Annotated in this window: 19 protein-coding genes and 1 pseudogene; 10 read left to right on the forward strand and 10 right to left on the reverse strand. The window is 47.0% G+C overall.

The genetic code is table 11. The features are described 5' to 3' along the window. Positions 1-141: 141 nt before the first annotated feature. From AC4PM4_RS20975 to AC4PM4_RS20985, 3 genes are read right to left on the reverse strand one after another with little or no spacing between them, the layout of a single operon-like run. On the reverse strand, positions 142-1,224 hold the full coding sequence (locus AC4PM4_RS20975) for a Gfo/Idh/MocA family protein (protein WP_079694130.1): 1,083 nt from the start codon (positions 1,222-1,224) through the stop codon (positions 142-144). Further along, entirely contained in the window at positions 1,217-1,981 is a 765-nt protein-coding gene (locus AC4PM4_RS20980) for a sugar phosphate isomerase/epimerase family protein (RefSeq protein ID WP_491614483.1), read from the reverse strand. Before AC4PM4_RS20980 ends, AC4PM4_RS20975 begins: the two co-directional genes overlap by 8 nt. 27 nt (positions 1,982-2,008) lie before the next feature. Then, positions 2,009-3,121, reverse strand: a complete 1,113-nt coding sequence (locus tag AC4PM4_RS20985; RefSeq protein ID WP_491614484.1) for a Gfo/Idh/MocA family protein — start codon at positions 3,119-3,121, stop codon at positions 2,009-2,011. Between the two features lie 189 nt (positions 3,122-3,310). Here AC4PM4_RS20985 and AC4PM4_RS20990 point away from each other — a divergent pair, with 189 nt between their 5' ends. Next, positions 3,311-4,129, forward strand: a complete 819-nt coding sequence (locus tag AC4PM4_RS20990; RefSeq protein WP_063565659.1) for an AraC family transcriptional regulator — start codon at positions 3,311-3,313, stop codon at positions 4,127-4,129. A gap of 40 nt (positions 4,130-4,169) precedes the next feature. Here the strand turns inward: AC4PM4_RS20990 and yxiS are convergent, their stop codons facing one another. Then, a complete protein-coding gene (gene yxiS / locus AC4PM4_RS20995; RefSeq protein ID WP_079694132.1) occupies positions 4,170-4,484 on the reverse strand; it encodes a protein YxiS in 315 nt (104 codons plus the stop codon). An 83-nt stretch (positions 4,485-4,567) separates the two neighbouring features. Continuing rightward, positions 4,568-5,506: a Gfo/Idh/MocA family protein gene (locus AC4PM4_RS21000; protein WP_491614485.1), complete on the reverse strand. Its 939-nt coding sequence runs from the start codon at positions 5,504-5,506 to the stop codon at positions 4,568-4,570. A gap of 200 nt (positions 5,507-5,706) precedes the next feature. Here AC4PM4_RS21000 and AC4PM4_RS21005 point away from each other — a divergent pair, with 200 nt between their 5' ends. Then, positions 5,707-6,318 (forward strand): TVP38/TMEM64 family protein, encoded by a 612-nt coding sequence (locus AC4PM4_RS21005; protein WP_465117177.1) that lies wholly within the window; start codon positions 5,707-5,709, stop codon positions 6,316-6,318. 128 nt (positions 6,319-6,446) lie between these two features. Continuing rightward, positions 6,447-7,409: a peptide-methionine (S)-S-oxide reductase MsrA gene (gene msrA, locus AC4PM4_RS21010; protein ID WP_491614486.1), complete on the forward strand. Its 963-nt coding sequence runs from the start codon at positions 6,447-6,449 to the stop codon at positions 7,407-7,409. 319 nt (positions 7,410-7,728) lie between these two features. Here msrA and AC4PM4_RS21015 read toward each other — a convergent pair whose 3' ends face one another. Then, on the reverse strand, positions 7,729-8,529 hold the full coding sequence (locus tag AC4PM4_RS21015) for a lipid II flippase Amj family protein (protein WP_491614487.1): 801 nt from the start codon (positions 8,527-8,529) through the stop codon (positions 7,729-7,731). 223 nt (positions 8,530-8,752) lie between these two features. On the opposite strand from AC4PM4_RS21015, the gene AC4PM4_RS21020 reads away from it, so the two are divergent. After that, positions 8,753-9,226 (forward strand): DUF2188 domain-containing protein, encoded by a 474-nt coding sequence (locus AC4PM4_RS21020; protein ID WP_063565654.1) that lies wholly within the window; start codon positions 8,753-8,755, stop codon positions 9,224-9,226. A gap of 191 nt (positions 9,227-9,417) precedes the next feature. On the opposite strand, the gene AC4PM4_RS21025 is transcribed toward AC4PM4_RS21020, so the two are convergent. Beyond that, positions 9,418-10,140, reverse strand: a complete 723-nt coding sequence (locus AC4PM4_RS21025; RefSeq protein ID WP_063565653.1) for a YitT family protein — start codon at positions 10,138-10,140, stop codon at positions 9,418-9,420. A gap of 916 nt (positions 10,141-11,056) precedes the next feature. On the opposite strand from AC4PM4_RS21025, the gene AC4PM4_RS21030 reads away from it, so the two are divergent. The 4 genes from AC4PM4_RS21030 (at position 11,057) to cysK (ending at position 14,346) form a co-directional block, all read left to right on the forward strand. After that, a complete protein-coding gene (locus AC4PM4_RS21030; RefSeq protein ID WP_491614489.1) occupies positions 11,057-12,094 on the forward strand; it encodes a nucleotide-binding protein in 1,038 nt (345 codons plus the stop codon). Beyond that, positions 12,091-12,324, forward strand: a complete 234-nt coding sequence (locus tag AC4PM4_RS21035) for a hypothetical protein (RefSeq protein ID WP_063565650.1) — start codon at positions 12,091-12,093, stop codon at positions 12,322-12,324. Before AC4PM4_RS21030 ends, AC4PM4_RS21035 begins: the two co-directional genes overlap by 4 nt. A gap of 395 nt (positions 12,325-12,719) precedes the next feature. Continuing rightward, a complete protein-coding gene (locus tag AC4PM4_RS21040; RefSeq protein ID WP_064636668.1) occupies positions 12,720-13,106 on the forward strand; it encodes a YhjD family protein in 387 nt (128 codons plus the stop codon). A 280-nt stretch (positions 13,107-13,386) separates the two neighbouring features. Next, entirely contained in the window at positions 13,387-14,346 is a 960-nt protein-coding gene (cysK, locus tag AC4PM4_RS21045; RefSeq protein WP_491614490.1) for a cysteine synthase A, read from the forward strand. Positions 14,347-14,481: 135 nt separating this feature from the next. Here the strand turns inward: cysK and AC4PM4_RS21050 are convergent, their stop codons facing one another. Beyond that, positions 14,482-16,464, reverse strand: a complete 1,983-nt coding sequence (locus AC4PM4_RS21050) for an ATP-dependent DNA helicase (protein WP_072735323.1) — start codon at positions 16,462-16,464, stop codon at positions 14,482-14,484. A 166-nt stretch (positions 16,465-16,630) separates the two neighbouring features. On the opposite strand from AC4PM4_RS21050, the pseudogene AC4PM4_RS21055 reads away from it, so the two are divergent. Next, positions 16,631-18,130 (forward strand): annotated as a pseudogene (locus AC4PM4_RS21055) (catalase); the annotation flags it as partial. A 561-nt stretch (positions 18,131-18,691) separates the two neighbouring features. Continuing rightward, positions 18,692-20,047 carry a right-handed parallel beta-helix repeat-containing protein gene (locus AC4PM4_RS21060; RefSeq protein WP_491614492.1) on the forward strand — a complete coding sequence of 452 codons (1,356 nt, stop codon included), beginning with the start codon at positions 18,692-18,694 and terminating at the stop codon, positions 20,045-20,047. A 220-nt stretch (positions 20,048-20,267) separates the two neighbouring features. Here AC4PM4_RS21060 and AC4PM4_RS21065 read toward each other — a convergent pair whose 3' ends face one another. Next, on the reverse strand, positions 20,268-20,549 hold the full coding sequence (locus tag AC4PM4_RS21065; RefSeq protein WP_090810723.1) for a DUF6809 family protein: 282 nt from the start codon (positions 20,547-20,549) through the stop codon (positions 20,268-20,270). Positions 20,550-20,939: 390 nt separating this feature from the next. Continuing rightward, the gene (locus AC4PM4_RS21070; protein ID WP_491614493.1) at positions 20,940-22,001 is read right to left on the reverse strand and encodes a DUF1648 domain-containing protein; all 1,062 of its coding nucleotides are present in this window, start codon (positions 21,999-22,001) and stop codon (positions 20,940-20,942) included. Positions 22,002-22,518: the final 517 nt, after the last annotated feature.

The following is a 22,518-nucleotide window of genomic DNA, read 5'->3' on the forward strand; positions in this document are numbered from 1 at the left end:
GGTTTTATGAACCATGAACTGCATAAATATACCGTTCAGATCACATGATTGTATCGTTATTGTGGAAAATCAAGAGCTTTTCTATCCTGAAAATAAACGTAAGAATACTGGTTATTTCATTGGAAATGACATCCGGTCGGTTTAGTCGAAATAAACCGCTTTGCCTGTCTGAGCAGACTCGTAGATCGCTTCAAGAATCTGAGTAACCACGATGGCTTGTTCAGGTTTTACAACTGGATCTTTGTCTTCTATGATCGCTTCAAGCCACATTCTAGCTTCACGATCCGCTTCATTTTCTGCACTACCGGAATAAAAAGCAACCCCGCCTGCATCCAGATCTACCTTAGTTTCAAACAGACGGCTGCGTTTCTCGCCATTGATACGCAGACCATCTTTCATATCCGCGCCACCTTCTGTTCCGCAAAGCAGTGATTTCGCTTCGCCGAACTCAGCTACGTTCAGCGCCCAGCTGGACTCGACGATAATTGTAGCCCCATTCTCCATCGTCACAAAGCCGAATGCAGAATCCTCTACCTTAAATTGTTCCGGGTCCCACGGACCAAAAGCATTGGCCGCATTCTCACGTTGACCCAGCTTGTGGAAAGTTGAGCCCATAACACTCTTCGGCTTGTAATTATCCATCAGCCAAAGAGTCAGGTCCAATGCATGCGTACCGATATCAATTAGCGGTCCTCCACCCTGCTTTTCCTCATCAAGGAACACACCCCAGGTAGGTACAGCACGGCGGCGAAGTGCAATCGCCTTACCGAAATAAATATCGCCCAGCTCGCCTTCTTCACACATTTGTTTCAGATATTGGCTGTCATTGCGGAATCGGTTCTGATACGCAATGGACAACTTTTTGCCTGTACGTTGTGCGGCTTCCAGCATAGCCTGCGCTTGTGCAGACGTTTTCGCCATTGGCTTCTCACACATTACATGTTTGCCCGCCTCAAGGGAAGCGACCGTGATAACGGAGTGGGAGTCGTTTGGTGTACACACATGTACCACATCAATACTCTCATCCTTCAGCATCTCGTGATAATCCGTATATACTTTAGCTCCCTCAGCACCGAATTCGGCTGCTGCCTCCTCCGCACGTTCTTTCACAATGTCACAGAAAGCGACCATACGGCCCTGAGATTGTTTGGACAGGCTGGGCATATGTTTACCTTTGGCGATTCCGCCACAACCTACGATGGCGATATTAAGTACTTTAGACATGAACAAGTCCTCCATTAGCGGCATATTTTCTAATCCAGTTCATACTGCTCTCGATGCTTTGCAGTGGAGGATTCTGACATACATCCTGTTCCACAACAAGCCACTCGGCTCCCGCCTGATCTGACGCTGTAGCTACAGCTCCCAGATCTACCTCACCTTGGCCGAATTCCACTGTCAGGACTTGGCCTTCTGAACGGCGCATGTCTTTCCAGTGGACAAGTGGCAGACGTCCCGCATACTTCGCGATGACTTCCGTTGGCGGGTATCCTGCGGCGTGAGCCCAACACGAATCCAGCTCCACTTGCAGGTGGGAAGCGGTTACGGTATCATACATCGCGTATAACGCCGGCTGACCCTCAACCTGCTCTGTAAATTCAAAATCATGATTGTGATACATTAACACCATGTCCTGCGCTGCACATTTCTCACCAATCTCATTCAGGGAAGCAAATACGTTATCCCATTGCCGTTGTTCTTCCGACAGATAAGGGACAATCAGGTTTTTGTTTCCGATGGCTTTGTGATAAGCGATCACGCCATCAAGATCCTCAATCAGACTATTGTACTGAACATGGGTACCCACGATCTCCAGACCGAATTCATCCAGAATGGCCCTTACTTCTTCCGGGCTATGCCCGTAAAAGTTGTGAAACTCTACGCCTTGATATCCAAGCTCTGCAACCTTGGCGAGTGTACCTTTGAAATCGCGTTCCAGTTCATCGCGTACCGTATAAAGCTGTAATCCAACCTTCAACATTTACCGGTTCACCTCATCCGAGATCAATTAGTGTGACTGTACAGCCTCTGACTGATTTTCATCTGTATTGTTTTCTGCTCCTGCTTGATAAGTGCTTTCCAGCTGGATGTGTTTGCCCTCAAGCGAGGAGCGTTGGAACGCATGCATAGCTTCAAGAACATGATAGGCAAGCTCACCACTGGCCTTGTGTTCGCGTCCGGCTCGAATGGATTCAACCATTTCGGTAACGCCGATTCCACGCTCGTTCTGTCTGCTCTCAAAAGCAGGCGTCACAGTCTCCCATGTGTCCTGACCGAATCTGCGGAGCTTCACTTCCCCGTTAAAAAAGTTAGGATCCGGTATGCTCATCGTACCTTCGGTACCGTAGATTTCAATCCGTGGCAAATCCGAAGCACCCCGGATATCGAAGCTGGTGATCATTGTTGCAATGGCACCTTCCTCAAAATCAATCGTTCCTGCCAAGTGTGTTGGCGTCTGTACCTCAAGAGATGTACCTTCCTTCGGACCGGAACCAATAACGCGGTCCGTGATCTGTACACCTGCCGATGAACTGATTCTGCGAATCGGTCCAAGGAGAGTAATCAGAGCGGTCAAATAGTAAGGCCCCATATCGAACATCGGTCCGCCACCAGCGACATAAAAGAACTCCGGATTCGGATGCCAAGCCTCCGGCCCTCCACCCATGAAGAATGATGTTGCCGCAATCGGTTTACCGATCAGTCCTTCTTCAATAGCCTTGCGGGCAGTCTGAATACCTGATCCAAGGAACGTATCCGGTGCTGAACCAACATACAATCCTTTTTCCTCAGCCAGTTCGATTACCTTGCGACCATCCTCAAGAGAGATTGCCAGTGGTTTCTCGGCATACACATGTTTGCCTGCTTCAAGCACAGCCAGATCAGTCATGGCATGACTGCCAGGAACCGTGAGGTTTAGCACAAGCTCAATTTCATTATCTTGCAGCAACTCATCTACATTGTAAACGTTTGCGATATTGAATTCATCAGCTCGTTCTTGTGCCCGTTCACGGATCAAATCCGCAACAGCAACCACTTCAATGAGAGGATTATCTTTAAAATTTTCAAGATAAATGGCGCTAATGTTACCGCAACCAATAATACCCGCTTTCATTTTCTCCACAGTGATGTTCATCTCCTTATGAATGGTGAGAACCTGTAAATTTGCATATTTGGAATTGAAGGTTTTACGCTTAAGTGTTGCACTTGAATTTAATACTATGGTATTCCGTTTCGGCTTCAATTAAAATGAATAATATGATCGAAACATGAACTATCTGGTCATAATTTTCAAATTGCAAGGAGTATGCCAATGCCGACTGATTATTCCTGCCAGGTTCTTACAGCAGGCTTCTCGTTTCATCGCAAACCTTATATAGGCTTGCATCCTGAGGGAGTAAAGAATTACTTGTTGAGACTCCAGACGGACGGACGTTGCCGAGCACGTGTAGACGGCACCATGTCGCTTGTTGATGCGGGTGATCTGCTTCTGTTTAGTCCAGATGAGCCGTATGAACTGAGAATAGACAAAGAACAAAATCCGATGGGTGAACGACTTGTGGAGAGTGGTGATTACCATATTTTCTTCAATGGGGACTGGGTGGATGAGTGGTGGAAACATCACAAGCGGCCGAACCGGATCAAGGTGCAGCTGACCGAAAGCCTGCTTACCCTGTTTCGACAGCTCGTACTGGAGCAGCGCCGTATTTCCAATCCGTACCCTGAAATCGCCAGTTATTATATGCGAATTCTTTGTCTTGAAGTGGATCGTATGCTCTCGGAGCATCCGACGATTACCAACACCAACTATGTGGCATATGAGATTAAAAGTTACATCGAGGAGAACGCTTCTTCTCTATTCAAGCTTGAAGATATAGCTACCCATATTGGAATCAGTGTTTCAAGGGGAGTTCATCTCTTCAAAGAAGCGTTTGGTAAAAGTATTATGCAATATACACTGGATGTACGACTGAACATGGCCAGGGAACGGATCATTTTTAGTCCAATGACACTCGAACATGTAGCCGAATCTTCCGGCTTTAACAATTATACGTATTTCCACCGGGTATTCCGCTCCCGGTTTGGCATGTCGCCCAAAGAATTCCGCGTCATTCACCGGGAACAGATGTAATCGCTTCATTAATACGTATACGTATTATCCGTAACCGAAACTATTTGCGCGCGGCAATCGCCTCGGATACAACCATAGCCAGATCTTCATTGCCAAACATGGATAGCACGCCCAATACGGTGTCGTCCGGAATGTCACCGGCTTCCTCCTTGGATACAACTAGCTTCAGCACCTGCTGCAAACGCTCGTTGCTCCGTTGTTCCGGGTAGGCTTGCCGGTACATCTCTTCCGGATCCAGTCCCTGATTGACACACCACTGGGCAAATACCAGAATCATCATTTCCTCTTCCTGTTTATACGTCTCAATTACAGCTTCCTCAATCTGTTTGTTGCGTTCTTTTTCATATTCATCCATGGTGTTATTCTTCCTCCATTATCGTTTAATGAATCATTAGTGCGGAAGGCTTCATTTATACTCCCGCACAACCTTCTGCAAGATTAACCGCGGATAAGCTGTTCAGCCAGGTCATGACTGTCCATGACGTGACTCGCACTGATGGCACAGTCATCCGGGGTTTCAAGATTTTCCAAAAATTGGTCAATGGCTCCCGTAAATCCTCTTCGGGTCAAAATACTTTCCCAGCTGCCAAAGGTTTCCTTGCGTTCCTGTGCACCGCGTTCCTCATACTTCGCTATTTCCATGTTCAGCACTTCTACCGATCTTCCCCCGCCATACAGCTCAAGCTTCTCCAGATCCGCTCCTGCTTGGCGTATCATATCGAATCTGCCATATGCCGTTCTACCCAACTTGGCTGATCCTGCGGCGTGCAGCAGGCGGTCCAAGTCATTTTTACGTATCCACTGATGGAGCAGCTGCACATTGTGATCTGAATACCATAACATCAGGTCAAGGATATGAATCAGATCATCATAGATGGTTTCCGCAGCGGGACGATCCTGAATGCCTGTCCGATGTTTAGTAACTGTCAGCGATTCAAAGCCTTGTCCAGCCTGCATCCATTCCTTCGCGTTTTGATACAAAGGTGCAAATCTCCGGTTAAAACCTACCGCCAAAAGAAGACCCTGTGCTTCCGCAAATGCGGTCATTTCTTCCGACTCCCGTAACGTATAGGACAGCGGTTTGTCCACATATACTGCTAGCCCCCGTTCCAAACATTGCATAACGATGTCAAAATGAGCTTCTGTCGCTGTATGTACAAACACCGCATCCAGATCCCAGGACAACAATTCTTTCATATCCGTTGTTCCATTGTTCAATCTATAGGTATGCTGTATTTCCTTCACCGGCTCGGGAGAACGGTTCATAATCCCCGCAATTTCCACGTCCGAGTGGGCAGTCAACAGCGGCAAATATACTTTACGTGCAATGTCCCCGAGTCCGATGATCGCAGCACGGGTTCGCTTGGTTGTTTCCATTATGATCATTCCACCTTCAGATGAGTTCTATATTTCTACGTCCTATAGTGTAACCCTTCAGACAGCAACATGCCAGTGATTGCAGCTAGAACCGCCATGAATTGTCCATCCTTTGGTTGAACGTGGTAAACTTTAGAGAGAAAGCAATACGGATTGGGATACAGTAAGACCTTCCTGGTCTGAAAGGAGCGTTTGGGATTTTGCGAAAATGGTTATGGCTCCTCTTATATGTTTTACTTGCCGGAGTCACGTTTATTTACAGATATGAACTACTTGCCTGGACCGATCTGCATCAGTCCATTCCACTTTTACTAGCCATGGCGACATTGTTTGCTCTTGTACCCGTAATTCCGTACAAGATCGTCATTATTGCCTTTGGCTATAGTTACGGTACTGCAACAGCAGCCTGGATATGCTGGCTTGGGACTACGCTCGCTGCACTGCTTGTATATACCGGAGCGAGGACGATATTCCGAAATCAGGCCAGATCCTATCTCGAACGCATTCGGGGTTTGAATCGATTTACAACATGGATGGAGGCTCATCCCTTCATGGGTATCGTGTCTATGCGACTGCTGCCCATCGTGCCCCAAATGGCGGTTAATATCTACGCGGGCATTACCTATACCCCATTCTGGGTCTTCATGGTTGCGACGGCAATTGGCAAACTGCCTGCGATTTTTGTTTTTGCCTATGCAGGTGCACAAGCAGAAACATCAATCTGGGTGAGCCTGCTAATCCTTGCCGGTTATCTGGTGTTCATGACGATAATATTGCTCTTGTTTCGCTTACGCTCTCGTAAAAAAGCCTAAGTGGGAACAGTCAGAAACATTTCAGATTCATCCTCTTTACGATCCTGCTTGGTTGGCTTGCCAATTCGGGATATAATAGAAGAGTAAGCCAAAATATCATTCTTCATCAGAAATGGAGTGACTATAGCATGGAACAACATACTAGTGAAAAAGCAACTTTTGCAGGCGGGTGCTTCTGGTGTATGGTATCCCCCTTCGAGGAACTACCCGGCATTCATAAGATTGTATCGGGTTATACAGGAGGACATACGGAGAACCCCACATATGAGGAGGTCTGCTCGGAAACGACTGGTCACGTAGAGGCCGTTCAAATTACATTCGACCCGGCCATCTTCCCATATGAGAAGCTCGTTGAATTGTTCTGGCAACAGATCGACCCAACGGATACGGGTGGACAATTCCATGACCGTGGATCATCTTATCAGACGGCCATCTTCTATCACAGTGAAGAACAACGCCAGATCGCAGAAGCTTCCAAAGCAGCTTTGGCACAAAGCGGACGTTTTGACAAACCAATTTTCACACCGATTTTGCCAGCGAAAACGTTCTATGAAGCAGAGGAGCATCACCAAGGGTACCATCACAAAAATCCTGCGCACTACAAACGGTACCGTAAAGGTTCTGGACGTGAAGACTTTATCGAAAGCAACTGGTCCGGCAAAGTGGATAAAGACGGCCTGAAAGAGCGTCTGACGCCGCTGCAGTTTGAAGTTACCCAGAACAACGCAACCGAACCAGCATTTCATAACGAGTTCTGGGACCACCATGGTGACGGAATTTACGTGGACATCGTATCCGGTGAGCCACTGTTCAGTTCCACCGACAAATACGATTCCGGCTGCGGCTGGCCAAGTTTCACCCGTCCACTGCGGGACTACAATGTGAAGGAAAAAACGGATCTCAGCCATTTCATGATTCGTACCGAAGTGAGAAGTCGTGAAGGGGATTCCCATCTGGGTCACCTGTTCAATGATGGCCCTGCCGAAGCTGGTGGGATGCGTTATTGCATCAATTCCGCAGCCCTTCGTTTTGTATCTAAAGAAGATCTGGAAAAAGAAGGATATGCCGAATACGCTGTACTGTTTAATTAAGTAATGGTTCATTGGAGTACGGAATTTAATGAAGCGCTAGCGAATCGACCACACCTTAAGAGGACAATTAACGTGGAACACTAATTTTAACGAACTTCAGTCACGTTATTCGGTTGAAATCTACGGAAAAGCCTGTGGCAGCACATGTAAAGCGAAGAAATAATGCCTCTACGATTCGTTAATCCACAGACTTGAGGGAATTGGAGTATTAACTTGTGCTCAGTTCGTTAGACATTAAAAGGGGCTTCCCGTCATCTTTATGACATATGGGAAGCCCCCTTTTTTAGTTTGCTTTTTTTGTATATAGATTGAAATTGGCTTACATCATACTCACAATCCAGCCGATCCAGTAAGCAAATGGAATCAATAACAACTGCGCCAACAATGTACCAAATAAACGGGATACAAGCATACAGCCATAGATCTGATTCATTCGATCCAGCCGAATTTCACCACGCAGAGATTTGTCGCTGAGTAACGAAATACGAGGATCAATCAGGATGGTTAACAAAATGGTCGCTACTCCATTAATGAGTCCGGTGGATTGCGAAGCAGCTACAGCCTGACCCGGATAAAGATACGCAGCGTACAGACTGGACAGGACCCCAGTCGTATAGATTGCTGTCACCGCTATGTTCAACGTCATTAGACGTCTGGGCATTCCGTTTTGTACCAATAGTTTTGCCATTTTCCATGATGGCGGGGTAATATAATACATCGCGTTTTTGAGCTTGCTGCGTTTCATCAGTCCTCGAACCATGGAAGGAATCGATCCTGCCGCCTCAAAATGAACGACCATTCGGGAAGCGAGCTTGACCATCGTTGGAAAACTTAGAATAGCCAAGGCCGTTCCTATCGTAGCCGCACCCATCAGCCAGTGCAGTTGCGCTGCAAAGTGTGGGTTCCCTCCATGCGCCGCAGTATCCACCAGATTGCCTACCATCGGCCCTTGGGCCATATTGGAGGTACGCGACACCAGCAACAAAATTCCGGACAGGGACAAGGCCAGCGCTATTCGGCGAGTGCGTAATCCCCCAAGGCGCAGTGCATAGGACAGGCTGTCAGCCGCATGAATAAGCATGGTAAATAACATAGGAATGGCTAGGCTCAAATTAAACATATGTAAATCTCCTTATCTTTTTCCTAATGTGCTTCTATTGTAATTTCAAGTATGGAAGCATTATACTCCTCATCCACATAAAAGTATAGAAAAGCACTAAGAAGTTGAACAGTAGAATGCACAAAAATACAGCACACGCTTCGAAGTTCTCCACAATAATCGTTTATTCATCCGGGTGCAGGGTAATATACAAATAACTTATATTGTACAGGAGGGAATCAATATGCCGTGGAACAAACAGGATTATCCCGTTTCCATGAAAAATCTGGAGCCTCGTGTCAGACATAAGGCCATTGAGATTGCCAATGCATTGCTGGATGACGGTTATGAGGAAGGACGCTCCATTGCAATCGCGACTGCCAAAGCGGAAGAATGGGATGAGAATCATCCCACATCGAAGCATTCGAAGCAGGCTACAAAACATACTTCATCAGACAGCAAATCGGAGCATGGAAAATCTTCATCTCCACGCCGTCATTCCGAACCTGTCTCTTCTTCCAAAAGCCATGATAATATTCATGTCGTTCCTACCGACTCTGGCTGGGCCATCAAGGAAGAAGGTCAATCCAAATCTCTGGCTACGTTCCGAACCAAAGCCGAAGCTGTGGATGCTGCCAAAGAAAAGAGTGAAAAACAAAACATTCGGGCTATTATCCATAATGAAGATGGGCAAATTGCCTCTTCCATCAAGCCTTGAGTGAATCTGTTCTAAAATAGAAATATCGTGAATGTATTACTTTTAATTTTTTTTACTGAAGGCAAGCAAAAAAGCCCTTTCGCCGCTAATGGAATGATTCCCATCAAGCATGCAAAAGGGCTTTGTGTTTGGTATGAGGCAAGCCCACCTTACTTGAACAACATTCATTTCGAATAGGGTGGCCGTTACGTTTAATGCGAAACCCCTCTAGCCACAGGAGCTCGTTGTGAAGCACCGCTGACTACTTTGGCAGCAGTCGACACGGGCAGCTTCACAGCTGAGGTTGTAACCGTCCGGCGAGCCGGGAAACTGACCATATACGTAATCACTTTACTGGCAATCCATACGGCCAGAATGGTATATAAAGTTTCTTTTACCGGTAGAAAGAAAAGCGACAATCCGAGTACAAACGCATCGCTGACAAAGAAAACCGTTCCCAGCTTCCAGCCCTTCCAACGGCTAATGAGCACCGCCAGAATGTCGTCTCCACCTGTTGCTCCTCCGAATCGAAGCACCATACCAGCACCCACGCCGGTGATAACACCGGACAAGACTGCCGGAATCCACAAATTACCGTGAAACGGAATAACCAGGGTGGAGTACCGCTCAAACCCGTCATAGAACAATGAGAATGCGGCCACACCCAGCAGCGCCTGAATCATGAACTTCCAGCCCTTGAGGAACCAGGCCAAAATCATGACTGGAATATCCAGCAGCAGCATGCCAATAGCAGGTGATAAGCCTGTCGCGTACTTTCCAAGCAGGGCCAGACCGACAAATCCGCCCTCCGATAAATGATTCTGAAAATTAATGTGATAGTAGGCAAATGCCAAAATAAATGTTCCGAGCAGCATAATGGCGAACTTTACCGCCTCTGTCTTAACTTGTTGTAAGGTTAACGATGTTCTCTTCATTCAGGTTCCCTCGCAGTTTGTAAAGGTTGGTTTGCACCGACCGTACCCTGCAAAAGGCAAGCCTGGAAGAAATCATCGTATTTGTCCTTCGAATATTATTCATTCCAATCCCCTCTTTCGCAGAGTCAGCCGTTTTTTTCTTTACGGTGGTGTACTCTACAAGGGGCGCTAAGTATAAGAGAGATCGTAACGTTTCCAGATCGTCCTTGGGGAAATTATCCTTCGGGAACTCATGGTATCCTGATCCTTTCTGTCTGTTGGTGGTTAGCTGTGCCAATTAAACTGATGAATATTACACCATGCATAAGACCATATAAACTTTACACTTAACCCACTTCGATTGCAGTACCCTCTTTCGATCGCTGTTATCCCCGGATTTTTTGATTCCCTTTTCCTAAGGGAAAAATCCTGTGATAAAGGCGAACACTTCGTTTCTTCAGACGGGTTCTGCACTCTACGTTCTCGTGTAAAAATTTAGTTCGCCTTCTATAGACACATGTAACGTTCAATTCAGTTTAAAAATCTAAGCTAACTTGCTTGTTCTTCTATTATATAACACCGATGTGATTGGGTCGAAACAGCAGACCCTTCAAATATGAGCAAAAAGCACACTCTTGCCTGCTTGAGCCGCCAAACAGCCACACCAGGACAAGCTTCTCTACCTAATGGTGCTACCTGCTCCTTCATTCTATGACTGAAGCTTCCAAATATAACTGTCCAGTCACCCAACTGTGACAATTTGGGTCCATTTTTTATTTTTCCGCGGATTTTAAAGGAATCATTTCCCTCTTGCACATACACTATAGCAAATGTAATCGGCTTATCTTGGGTCCAGTTAAACGTTTCCAGACTTACTCTGCTGTTTATGGTATAATATAACAATTGAATCCCCACTACCGTTTAAGCGAGGCGGATTATGAAAACGTTAAAGCCAAGAGTCTTTATTGGCTGCTCGCTGGAAGCGAAGCCGATTGCAGCCGCAGTACACGAAAACTTGCGTTTCTCGGCCGAAGTTACCCCTTGGTACTCCGGAGTTTTTAATCCAAGCAGCTATACCATGGACGATTTGGAAGCAGAAGTGCGTACAACAGACTTTGCCATTTTTATTTTTCATCCGGATGATATATCGAAAATTCGTGGGAAGTACTATGCATCTGTCCGTGATAATACAATGCTGGAAATGGGTTTGTTTATGGGTCGTCTGGGGCGAAAGCGTATTTTTTTCATTGTTCCAGAGGATATTACTGACATCAAAGACGCTTCCAAGATCGAAGGTTTACGCATGCCTACAGACCTGCTGGGATTAAATCCACTGGTTTATGAAATTCGTTCAGACGGGAAATGGGCGCCAGCCGTCTCGGTGGCCTGTTCCAAAATCGCCGACAGCATCGAAGAACAGGGGCGATGGAGCGATCCCGAAGTGGAAAAAATTATCGAGAAGCACAAAAGGTCTGAGGGTGAAGCCCGATTACAGTTGCTCAAGCTGCTGCGATTCTTCAGGGAGTTACTGCGTACCCGCAAAGCAGATTCGGTTATGTTGGAGCGAATGAGCGATGCACTTCGAAGTGCATTTGTATCCCTTCCTCCATTTGCCGTGCGTGGGACTGCCATATACCGTACAGATGACAGTGGTCATATTGAACAATTATGTGGTAACGTTGGGGAACCGGGGAGAAAATATAACTTGTCCGCCAACGACGACAAACAACCTGATGATCCGAAGCGAATTCTGGTTATTGATTCTTACCGGGAGAACAAGATCAAGATCAATCTCTACGACGACTACCTTGAGAAAGAGTATCTGCTATGCTATCCTGTAGCCAAGAGGTATGTAATCACAGTCCATATTATTGGACATATTGAAGCGGATGAGGCGATTTTTCAGCAGATGGATTTGGAGAACCGTCATCTGTTCAACGCCATCAACGATTTGTTAGGAGGCGAACCGGAATGAAACCGGAAACGAAAAAAATAAGCAAGCGCTGGGGCAGCGACAAAAAGGTACGCCTCAGTTCTGCGCCCGAATCATCACGACCGGTTCCGGAACCCAAGGAAGAAGATCGTTTCCACAAACCGGCCGTACCGCTAACTACGATTGGCCCTTCCCTGAAGGGTAAGGAAAGACCTTACAAAGTGATTCTGGAAAAAGAGGCTCTTTACGAGAAGCCTCAGTATCTGGCTTAACCGCTTTATGCTCATATACAACTCTGCCGTCTGGTTCGGCAGATCATCTGGCCCCGCCGCCCAAGGCAGGGGCTTTTTTGTTGCAAAACTTTGGCAACCCTTCATAACCTTCGCTAGTACCAACGGACTAAAAGCTCTTCATCCATTCCGCTGATACAATTAAGTCGTTTTCTTTATGCCCTTAGGTTTCCTGCAAAACCCAAAAATTATACCTTATTTTGGAGAAGGCTTGTCCCTATTTCAACACCTTAAATCTCAGCATAAACCGAATATGGGCTACTTCCAATATTTCTCGGTTGTATTGTGTATCAGCATTGCATATATTGATTATAATATAAGAACATACGTTCTGTAAATAAGAACATGTCCGAATTCAAGGTTAAGGAAGTGAAAGTATGTCATCATCCCCTTCCGCCCCATCCCCTGCGGATGAAGACCACCGATTGATTAAAAGCATGGTTGTACGCACTCTGCTGCTGGATGTGCTTGAACGGGATATTCGCACACTGGATACGTTGCAGCTCAAAATGCCAGAGGTGTACATTCTGTCTCTAACCCGCATTCAAAATGATGTACTTAAGGAAATGCTGACGCTTCGCAAACAGATGAGAACTCGTGGCGTCAAGGTTCTGGAGGAGAAACGGCAAGTTGATGGAATCGAAACCCAGTATCTGTGCAGAGGATATTTACAGCGGTTCTATATGCTGTGGACGTTCGCACGGAATGAAGTCAAAAAAGAGCTTAGTCGGCATCTGGATATGGACTTGACCCAGCCGTTATAGCTGATTCATCTGCTTAATGTACCCGTCATCGTTTGAATTCACAACTCTTAGTCCACTTAGTTCGCTTACTCCTCAGAATCCTCACCCTTCTGCCTAATCGAAACAGGTTGACCCCAGGAGGCTGCGTTCATTAAGATGGAATAGACATGTCTGTACATTCCGTTCAGACTTGCAATGAAAATGGATTCCTATAAGCAACAAGCCTGCCTGCCATTAACGGCGGACAGACTTGTTCATTGGAATTGCTTTCAACGTCTTATCAATCAAGGAGTTGTACTTCATGGACTTGAATTCGCATTTAATTAAAAATCAAAAACCCGCACATACAGGCATTGCCGCAGATGTTACCGAACTGATCGGCCAGACACCTGCCGTCAGACTGAACCGACTTACAGGCAGCGATTCCGCTGACGTATACGTTAAGCTGGAATATTTCAACCCCAGCGGCAGCGTCAAAGACCGTGCCGCCTATAACCTGATCGTTCAGGCTGAACGGGCAGGAGTGCTGCTTCCCGGCGCAACCATTATCGAACCGACCAGCGGCAATACCGGCATCGGTCTTGCGATGAATGCTGCTGCCAAGGGATATAAGGCCATTCTGATCATGCCGGACAACATGTCCAAGGAACGCATCAACATCCTGAAAGCCTATGGTGCAGATGTCGTACTTACCCCTGCTGCGGAACGGATGCCTGGCGCGATTCGCAAGGCCAAAGAACTTCAGGCCGACATTCCGGGAAGTTTCATTCCCCAGCAATTCGAGAATCAAGCGAACCCGGACATCCACCGGATCACCACGGCTCCCGAAATTATGCAGCAGATGGAAGGCAAGCTGGACGCCTTTATCGCCACGGCGGGAACAGGCGGTACGATCACCGGAACGGGAGAAGAACTGCGTAAGCAGCTGCCGGACATTCGTATCTATGCGGTAGAGCCGAAAGGTTCTCCTGTGCTGTCCGGCGGCGAGCCCGGACCCCACAAGCTCGTCGGTACAAGTCCGGGGTTCATTCCGGACATTCTGAATACCGACGTGTGGGATGCCATTATCCAGGTGTCCGATGAGGATGCACTGGATACGATGCGGCAGCTTGCTGCCCGGGAAGGGCTGCTACTCGGCCCTTCCTCTGGCGCTTCGGTGTGGGCCTCCCTGCGCATCGCGCGGGAACTGGGGCCGGGTCACCGAGTGCTCTGCATTGCGCCCGATACCGGGGAACGGTATTTGAGCATGGGTATTTTTTAACAAAGAAAAACTCTTACACAAGTTAAAGACTCCCCTCCAAAATGAGCGCTTGATCACAGCTGGACGTTGAATCCGTAGCGTACAAGTACTTATTCTGGAAAGGAGCCAGTTAAGTTAAATATTCTAAATATAGAACTAGTGTGTCAGGGTTGTCCATTCTACACCTTCGGGAAGCAGAGCCGCAATGCGGTCTTTGGCTTCCTTTTTGCTGTATAACGATTCATCGAGAATCGCGGCGGTACCTGAATCACTGCTGGTCCGAATCAAACGTCCCAGACCTTGCTTCACGCGCAGCAACATGTATGGAAGATCGATCTCTTCATAAGGTGCAGCAGACGCTGTGCGTTTTGCATTAAATACAGGGTCCTGTGGTGGATACGGGAGCGACCAGATCATGACATTGGATAATGACGGTCCTGGAACGTCCAGACCTTCCCACAGATTGACGGAGCACAGTACACTCTCCTCATCCTCCTGGAAAGCGGCAATCAGGTCACTAATCTCCCGATCTCCCTCATACATAAAGCGTAACCCTTGAGCCTCAGGGACATGAACAATGTCCTGCTTGAATGCACGCAGCTCTTCCATCGTACGGAACAGAATAAGGGCACGACCCCCACTCTCCTGAAGCAACGTTACGGCGTCACGCAACCGATTTTCATTTTCCGGGTGACCAGGTACGGTTTCATCTGTAATCTTCATCTGCATTTTGTCCGCATAGTCATATGGAGAAGCCACGGAGAACGATACAAAATCATCAATCCCCAGACTGTCTGCCACATAACGGAATGAATTATCCACAGATAACGTTGCGGATGAGAAGACAATCGGAATGCCTGTGTTGAACACACGCTCGTTCAGAATTTCCTTCACGGTACGCGGCATGATCGATAAGGTTGTCTCGTCATCGCTCTGTTCAGCCCAGCAGATGTACCCATCTTCCTTACGGAACAACGCAAGGGCAGACTGAATCATGTCCAGATGTTCTTCCACTACACGCATCTGATAGCCGTCCAGCGAGAACAATCCGCTCTCAAATACCAATTCTTCGCCGATCGCATCCAATACGCTGGTCAGTCGTTCAATCTCCCGCAGCAACGGCGGTTCTACCCGCACTTCTTTCCGTTCCGATCCGGGAATGGCTACCGTATACGTATCCAGCAACGCGAACAGTCGCTCACTGCTCTCTATCGCTTCATCCACACGCTCGGCGAGGGATTCACGAATCTCACCTTCAAGCAGGCGAGTGACGAGTTCCTCGAAGATGCGGTGTTTCAATTTGTAGCTCAGTGCGTTCAGGGCCGCTTCTTCCAGCAAATGTCCTTCATCAAATACAACCGAGCTGTGATCAGGCAGCAATGGCAATTGTCCCTCGCGTTTGCGCGCTTCATAGGTCCACACATGCTCCATATAGTAATCATGGGAACAGATGATGATGTCCTTGGAACGGCGGTAGTGGTCACGTGATAACGTCAGACCACAGCGTTGACGTTTGGGACAAACGAAGCAATCCTGGAACGGGTCCCAGTTAATTTTATTCCACTGGCGATCATTCAGATGTGGATACTGTTTACGGTCACCATACGGATGGAAGGCCTGAAGCGTACCCGGCGTATTCACAAAATCCGGAAGGCTCTCATGCACCTCTTCGATCACCTGCGCATCCTCGTCCGCAAATCTCATCGCACTTAATTTATTCAGACAGACGTATTGGTCAGGTGATTTTCCCAGACGTGCATCCACTTCCAAGTCCAGATGTGCAGCCAGCTTCGCAATATCTCCGCCGGGCTTCACAAGCTGTTCAATCAAGGACTCATCAGCACAGGCAATCACCGCCGGTTTACCCGTATAACGTGCATAACAGACCGCGTAGAGCAGATAGACTAGTGTCTTGCCTGTCCCCACACCAGCCTCAGCCATAATGGTCTTTTTATCTCCATAGGCCCGTTCGAGCTGGTACGCCATAAAAATCTGTTCATCCCGTACCTCGAAGCCAGACTCAGGCAAAATATCGTAAAAAACATCGGCAACCCATTCCCCGAGACGGGATACAAAAGGTTCAGCCGGATCATATGCAAAAGGATAACGTTGTGTAGACAATCCTAAGTCAGCCTCCATTCTTCTATAAGTGGTGCATTTTTATCTAAAAACCGTCCATAGGGCAAAAGTTAATTATCCCACGCCATGAGGTGGGTGACAAGCTTTTTTTAATGGAAACGATGTATAGAACCGCTTTGCAGGGAAAATATATATTTGAATCCATCATAAGGAAAGGCGGTGCTCCATGAATCATCAGTCTTCACAACCTGAGCATTCCTCAGACAAGGCACCCGAGACATTAACGGATCGGCAAGGCCATCCCATCACGGACAATCAGAATGTTCGAACCGTCGGCAGTCGGGGACCGACTACGCTGGAGAATTATCATTTTCTCGAAAAGATCACTCATTTTGACCGTGAACGTACACCGGAAAGGGTTGTCCATGCCCGCGGCGCTGGCGCTCATGGCGTATTCCAGGCTTATGGAACGGCCGGGGACGAACCGGTATCGAAATACACACGTGCACGTCTGTTTCAGGAAAAAGGCAAAGAAACGCCCGTATTCGTTCGCTTCTCTACGGTTATTCATGGTGGGCATTCACCGGAGACGCTTCGGGACCCGCGCGGATTTGCTGTGAAATTCTATACCGAGGACGGCAACTGGGATCTGGTGGGCAACAATCTGAAAATCTTTTTCATTCGTGACCCACTCAAGTTCCCGGACATGGTACATGCCTTCAAGCCGGACCCGTTGACCAATGCACAGGATATGGAACGGTTTTTCGATTTCGTTTCCCTTAGTCCCGAAGCCACCCATATGATTACGTTTCTCTTCTCCCCTTGGGGAATTCCGGCCAACTATCGACAGATGCAGGGGTCGGGCGTCAATACATACAAATGGGTGAATCAGGAAGGCACAGGTGTGCTCATTAAATATCACTGGGAACCGCTCAATCAAGGGATACGCAACCTTCTCCAGAAGGACGCCAGCGATATTCAGGGGCAGAACTTTAACCATGCCACGCTCGACCTCTATCACGCCATTGAACAAGGAGATTATCCGGAATGGGAATTGTGCGTTCAGGTTATGGAGGACGGCGAGCATCCCGAACTGGATTTTGATCCGCTGGACCCGACCAAACTGTGGCCGCCAGAGCAGTTTCCATTTTTGCCTGTTGGGAAAATGACGCTAAACCGCAATCCCGAAGACTACTTCAATGAAGTGGAACAAGCAGCGTTTGGCACAGGTGTGCTGGTGGACGGACTGGATTTCTCGGATGACAAACTGCTGCAAGGGCGCACCTTCTCCTACTCGGATACCCAGCGTCACCGGGTGGGTGCGAACTATCTGCAATTGCCTGTGAATGCACCAAAGAACCGGGTTGCAACGAATCAAAGCGGCGGTCAGATGCAGTATCAAGTCGATCGTGCACCGGGGCAGAATCCACATGTCAACTATGAACCTTCCTCGTTGGGTGGCTTAAAGGAAGCAACTCCACGCGGCAAGGAACATGAACCTCTTATTGAGGGTCGTCTTGTTCGTGAAAAAATTGAGCGTACCAATGACTTCGGACAAGCCGGGGATACCTACCGTTCGTTTGAAGATTGGGAGCGAGACGAGCTGATCAGCAATCTGGTCGATGCTTTAGCCACATGCAAACCGGATATCCGCGAGCGCATGATCTCCCATTTCACACAAGCGGATGCTGATTATGGACGCCGGGTAGCGGAAGGATTATCCGCCGTCTCAACGGATGACAGTTCCACGGTTCAGCCCAAGCATGAGCCCACAGTGGAACAGGCCGCCAAGCGCAGTCATGAAGCAGATCCATATTAAGCACTGGCTGGTTTAGTTAAGGCGTATTTTAAGGTAAAGGACATGTTATATAGAAACGTATAGGTTCGTTAATTAACCCTCGGTAGCAAAGACTGCTTGCGCAGCTGCTATCGGGGGTATTTGGCGTTTCAACCTGAGCAGCCTGTGAGCTGATCACGTGAGGGCCTTCTATTTTAAATATTTATAAAGTTGATTTCGGCGGATCGGAGGTATGGATCATGATATTTGCTAGGAAAAGGGGCTTTTTCTACGTTAATTTCAGATGATCCCCTGTTAAATGAGGGACATGAACTGAGCGCAGGATTATGCGCTACTAACATAAATTTCCATTTTCGACCAGTTATACGAGGCTTGTCAGCAGGTTGAGTCCATCTGATCAAATGATTATTGATGATAACGTTTACAACATTTACCATGAACCTGTGTCCTCTAGGACTTCATTTCCCAATTACTAAGGAGGTTTGCTTAATGAAATTATTCCCTATTACTTCAGTTCATGCATCTTCCCAACGTTCGCTGAAATCAAAATTGACTCACATCTGCCTAAGTGCCGCGTTCCCTCTATTATTGCTCGGCGGTGGATCGGCTGGTGCGGCGGAATTGATCGATAGCGGACTGCAAAATCCCTCTGATTCTGTGGCTGTCTCCAGTATCGCACTCGCTGCAGGTGATCTATATGTCGCTCCTGGCGGCTCGGCTAGCAATCCCGGAACCCTCGCAAGTCCTACGTCACTGGCTAACGCGCTGACACAAATCGCACCGGGCAAAACGATATATCTGCGCGGTGGCACATACAGCTTCTCGGAAACGGTTACGATTGAAAGAGGCAATAGTGGTACATCGGGACAACGCAAAAATCTGGTGGCGTACGGATCGGAAAAGCCTGTCTTTGATTTCTCCGCCCAAGCCTTCGCTTCCACCAATCGCGGGCTGCAAATGTTCGGAGACTACTGGCTCGTCAAAGGGCTTGAAGTGAAAGGTGCGGGCGACAACGGTATCTTTATCGGGGGCAGTTACAACCGTCTGGAACAGATTGAAGCTCATCATAACCGGGATACTGGCATCCAGCTCGGACGTTATGCCTCTACTGCGGCAAACAGCGAATGGCCTGCCTATAACGAGATTATTCGCTCCTATTCCCATGATAACTATGATCCGGATGACGGAGAAGATGCAGACGGTTTTGCCGCCAAATTGACGGTAGGCCCAGGTAACCTGTTCGACGGTTGTATCGCTGCCTATAATGTAGACGATGGCTGGGATCTGTACAGCAAAACAGATACAGGCGCCATTGGCGTTGTTACGATCCGCAACAGCATCTCCCATCACAATGGGCAGACTTCGGATGGTACATCCACCTCCAATAGTGACGGTAACGGCTTCAAGCTGGGCGGCGAGAAAATCGCGGTGAATCATATTGTCGAGAACAGCATTGCTTTTCAAAATAAAAAGCACGGCTTCACCTATAACAGCAATCCTGGTTCCATTCAGATGAAAAACAATACTTCCTGGCAAAATGGTCAAAGTAACTTTGCCTTTGATGTAGGCTCACATATCTTCACCAACAACCTGTCCTTCGAAGGCGGCGCCAGCGACAAAACCAGCGGAACCGACGTCAGCAGCACCAACGTCTGGTGGAAAAACAAGAAGAGCGTGAACGACAAAGGCCTGCTCGCCAGCGCAGCCGACTTTGTCTCCCTCGTACCTTCGGTGACACGCAGCGCGGATGGAACGCCTGTCCTGGGCGACTTCCTGAAGCTTGCCACTGGCAGTGATCTGATTGGGTCGGGTACGCCTTCAGGTACGAATATTGGTGCGCGGTAGGTTGTAGTTAGACAGGTGTAGGTAATAAGTGCGGGATTAAACACAAAACCCCCTTTCCATGCCAGCCTGATCGGTGGTAATGGAGAAGGGGATTTTGGGGTTTGAATGATCGGGCAACCAACAGTTAATGCTAGTTGCTTATGTTTTTCAATATTTTAGGGCTGGTTTTGAAAGGTTACATCTGCCCTGCGCGCGTATAGGTTGGGTTAATCGTTTGCGCTCATGCTCTGCACAAAACCTCGATCATCAGCCTACCGCCTGTGCGGAAACCTTGCTCAAATGCTGCTTCCACGTACATGGACGTCGATTGCCCGATTAAGTCTACCAATTCTTCCAATGCATCATATTCGTTCTCCGTATGCTGTGTCTTATAGTTCTGCATCAGGTCCGATATGCGGCGATTGATCTCCTGATACTCGGGATGCTCAGGATGAATCGACTCGTCCAACCGCAGGTTTCCGTGAAACAAATCCTCGATCAAGTTTGACATGTTATCCTTCATGGTACGGTCACCTCAGGGATATTGTAACTCAGGGGATGAGGTGAGATGATAATTTAGCGGGAAATCCGCTAGTATAACTGCGAACGTGACAAGTGGGACATCCCAACCGCTATATTAATAAAGTGGATTATCCTCTATCTAGTCGGATGTGTCTGCCGAAATATCATCTTCGAAATCCATCCAGCAGACCATTTTCCCTAAGGAACCGCTGCTTGAATATTATGTTATCTAATGCCGATTCTCCTTTTAATTGTTAATCAAGGAAGTGGATTTTCGTTTTCCCACCTCTCAACTGCTCTTGTCTAATGTGAATGGCGTCTAATTTTGAAGCGATAATATTTATTTGTTGAAAGCTAGAATACTCCGCTGAGTATTAACCTCCAAGCCTTGTTACCGCACCACAACTAACAGTACAATAATTCCGAGACAAGTCAGCCAGCTTACTGGGTGACCGAAATTTAATCCCCAGCCGACTCCGAACCTTTTCTCGACCATTAGGTTTGGATCTTTGCGATTGAAATAAATCATACCTAATAGCCATTTATCATCATCATGGACAGGTCTGACATTGGAGGAATCGTCAGACCGCTCCAAGCGGCTTCCGCCCTGACCAGCCCAGAACGATAAGGCGAAGGCGTATAGGATGATAAAAGCTATTATAATTAGGATAATGGGGATAGCGAAATTGATGTTAAGCAGAGATATCATGTTTAGTTGCACAACGGAAAACAGGATAACTATTAAGAAGCTTGCTGTAATCATAAAATATGACCAAGTACGGCGGAATGTTACGTCTTGTCTGATGGAACGGTTAGGATCAGTGGGTTGAACTTGATGCTTCACTCTGCGAATACTCCAATTCTCAAATATGAACAAAAGTGTTATGAACACTTGCATGAGCGTAGGCATAAACACAGAACTATAAGATTTAGCTGCATAGCGGTCTACGTTCCAACTGCTGTTGAAATGGATCGGAATCTGATCAGGAATAAGATCGTAGTTGCGTAGCACAGTTAGAATACTAACACCAATAATTAAAAAATGAATGAGGAACCAATTACTAGACAAGCCAATGTTTCTTTCCCGAAATTCAGTGTCCACTGCCATGATCGACGGTTCCGGAGCAATAGGCAGCATAGGTAGTAAACTTTTCATTTTGAAATGATAGCTAATGTTTATGACTAGGGAGATTACGACCATGGCGAGTGAATAAGTGACAATGATCCAACTTTGTTGCTTGGAATGTTCAACGTATATTAGGCAGATGATGCAAACAATGAATAGGATGGTATGTAAGGTAGCACTAATCCTAGCATATGACTTCCGCATCTGGCGCAGAGGCTCACTGTGGAATTGTGCAGCGCTGACGGTGACCCCAAAACTAATCGTCTCTCTTGTTAAATAAGGCATGCTTACCATGAGTACAATGGTAGGTACAAATACAAAGATCATTACCATAACAGGCATTATCGTTATATCATTCGCCTCCTCTTATACATAAGTGTGTATTCGAAAACTCTATAACCCTTATAGCATAGGGGAATCATCACTATGCCTTTTTGCGTATGATTATCCTATTAAATTAGGATAGGTAATCGACTTGAACATAAATTTAATTATAATCGCTTTTAGTGACTACAGGGGCGAAATTAACAATTTATTCAGATTTTTTGTTACGTAGAGTTACTCATCTGACAACTGAATTATGGCAAGTACATCTGTTTGAAATTCTGTGTAGGTAAAGGATAGGTTTTCGTTATCCCATTTTTTTGATGCTTAGCCACGAAACGAATGACCTCAACACAATTGTAATTTATCTTTTCCTCTTTTTGATTGAACTGGGAGCTTTAGCAAGAGTCCGATTCTCAAACAAATCTACCCCTGGCAGCTAATATTGTATCATCAAATGGAAGATTATTAAGATTGCTAACTATACTTTAAAACAAAAAAACTCCCACTAATATTTATT

This window comes from Paenibacillus sp. MDV22-iso6, assembly GCF_058408365.1.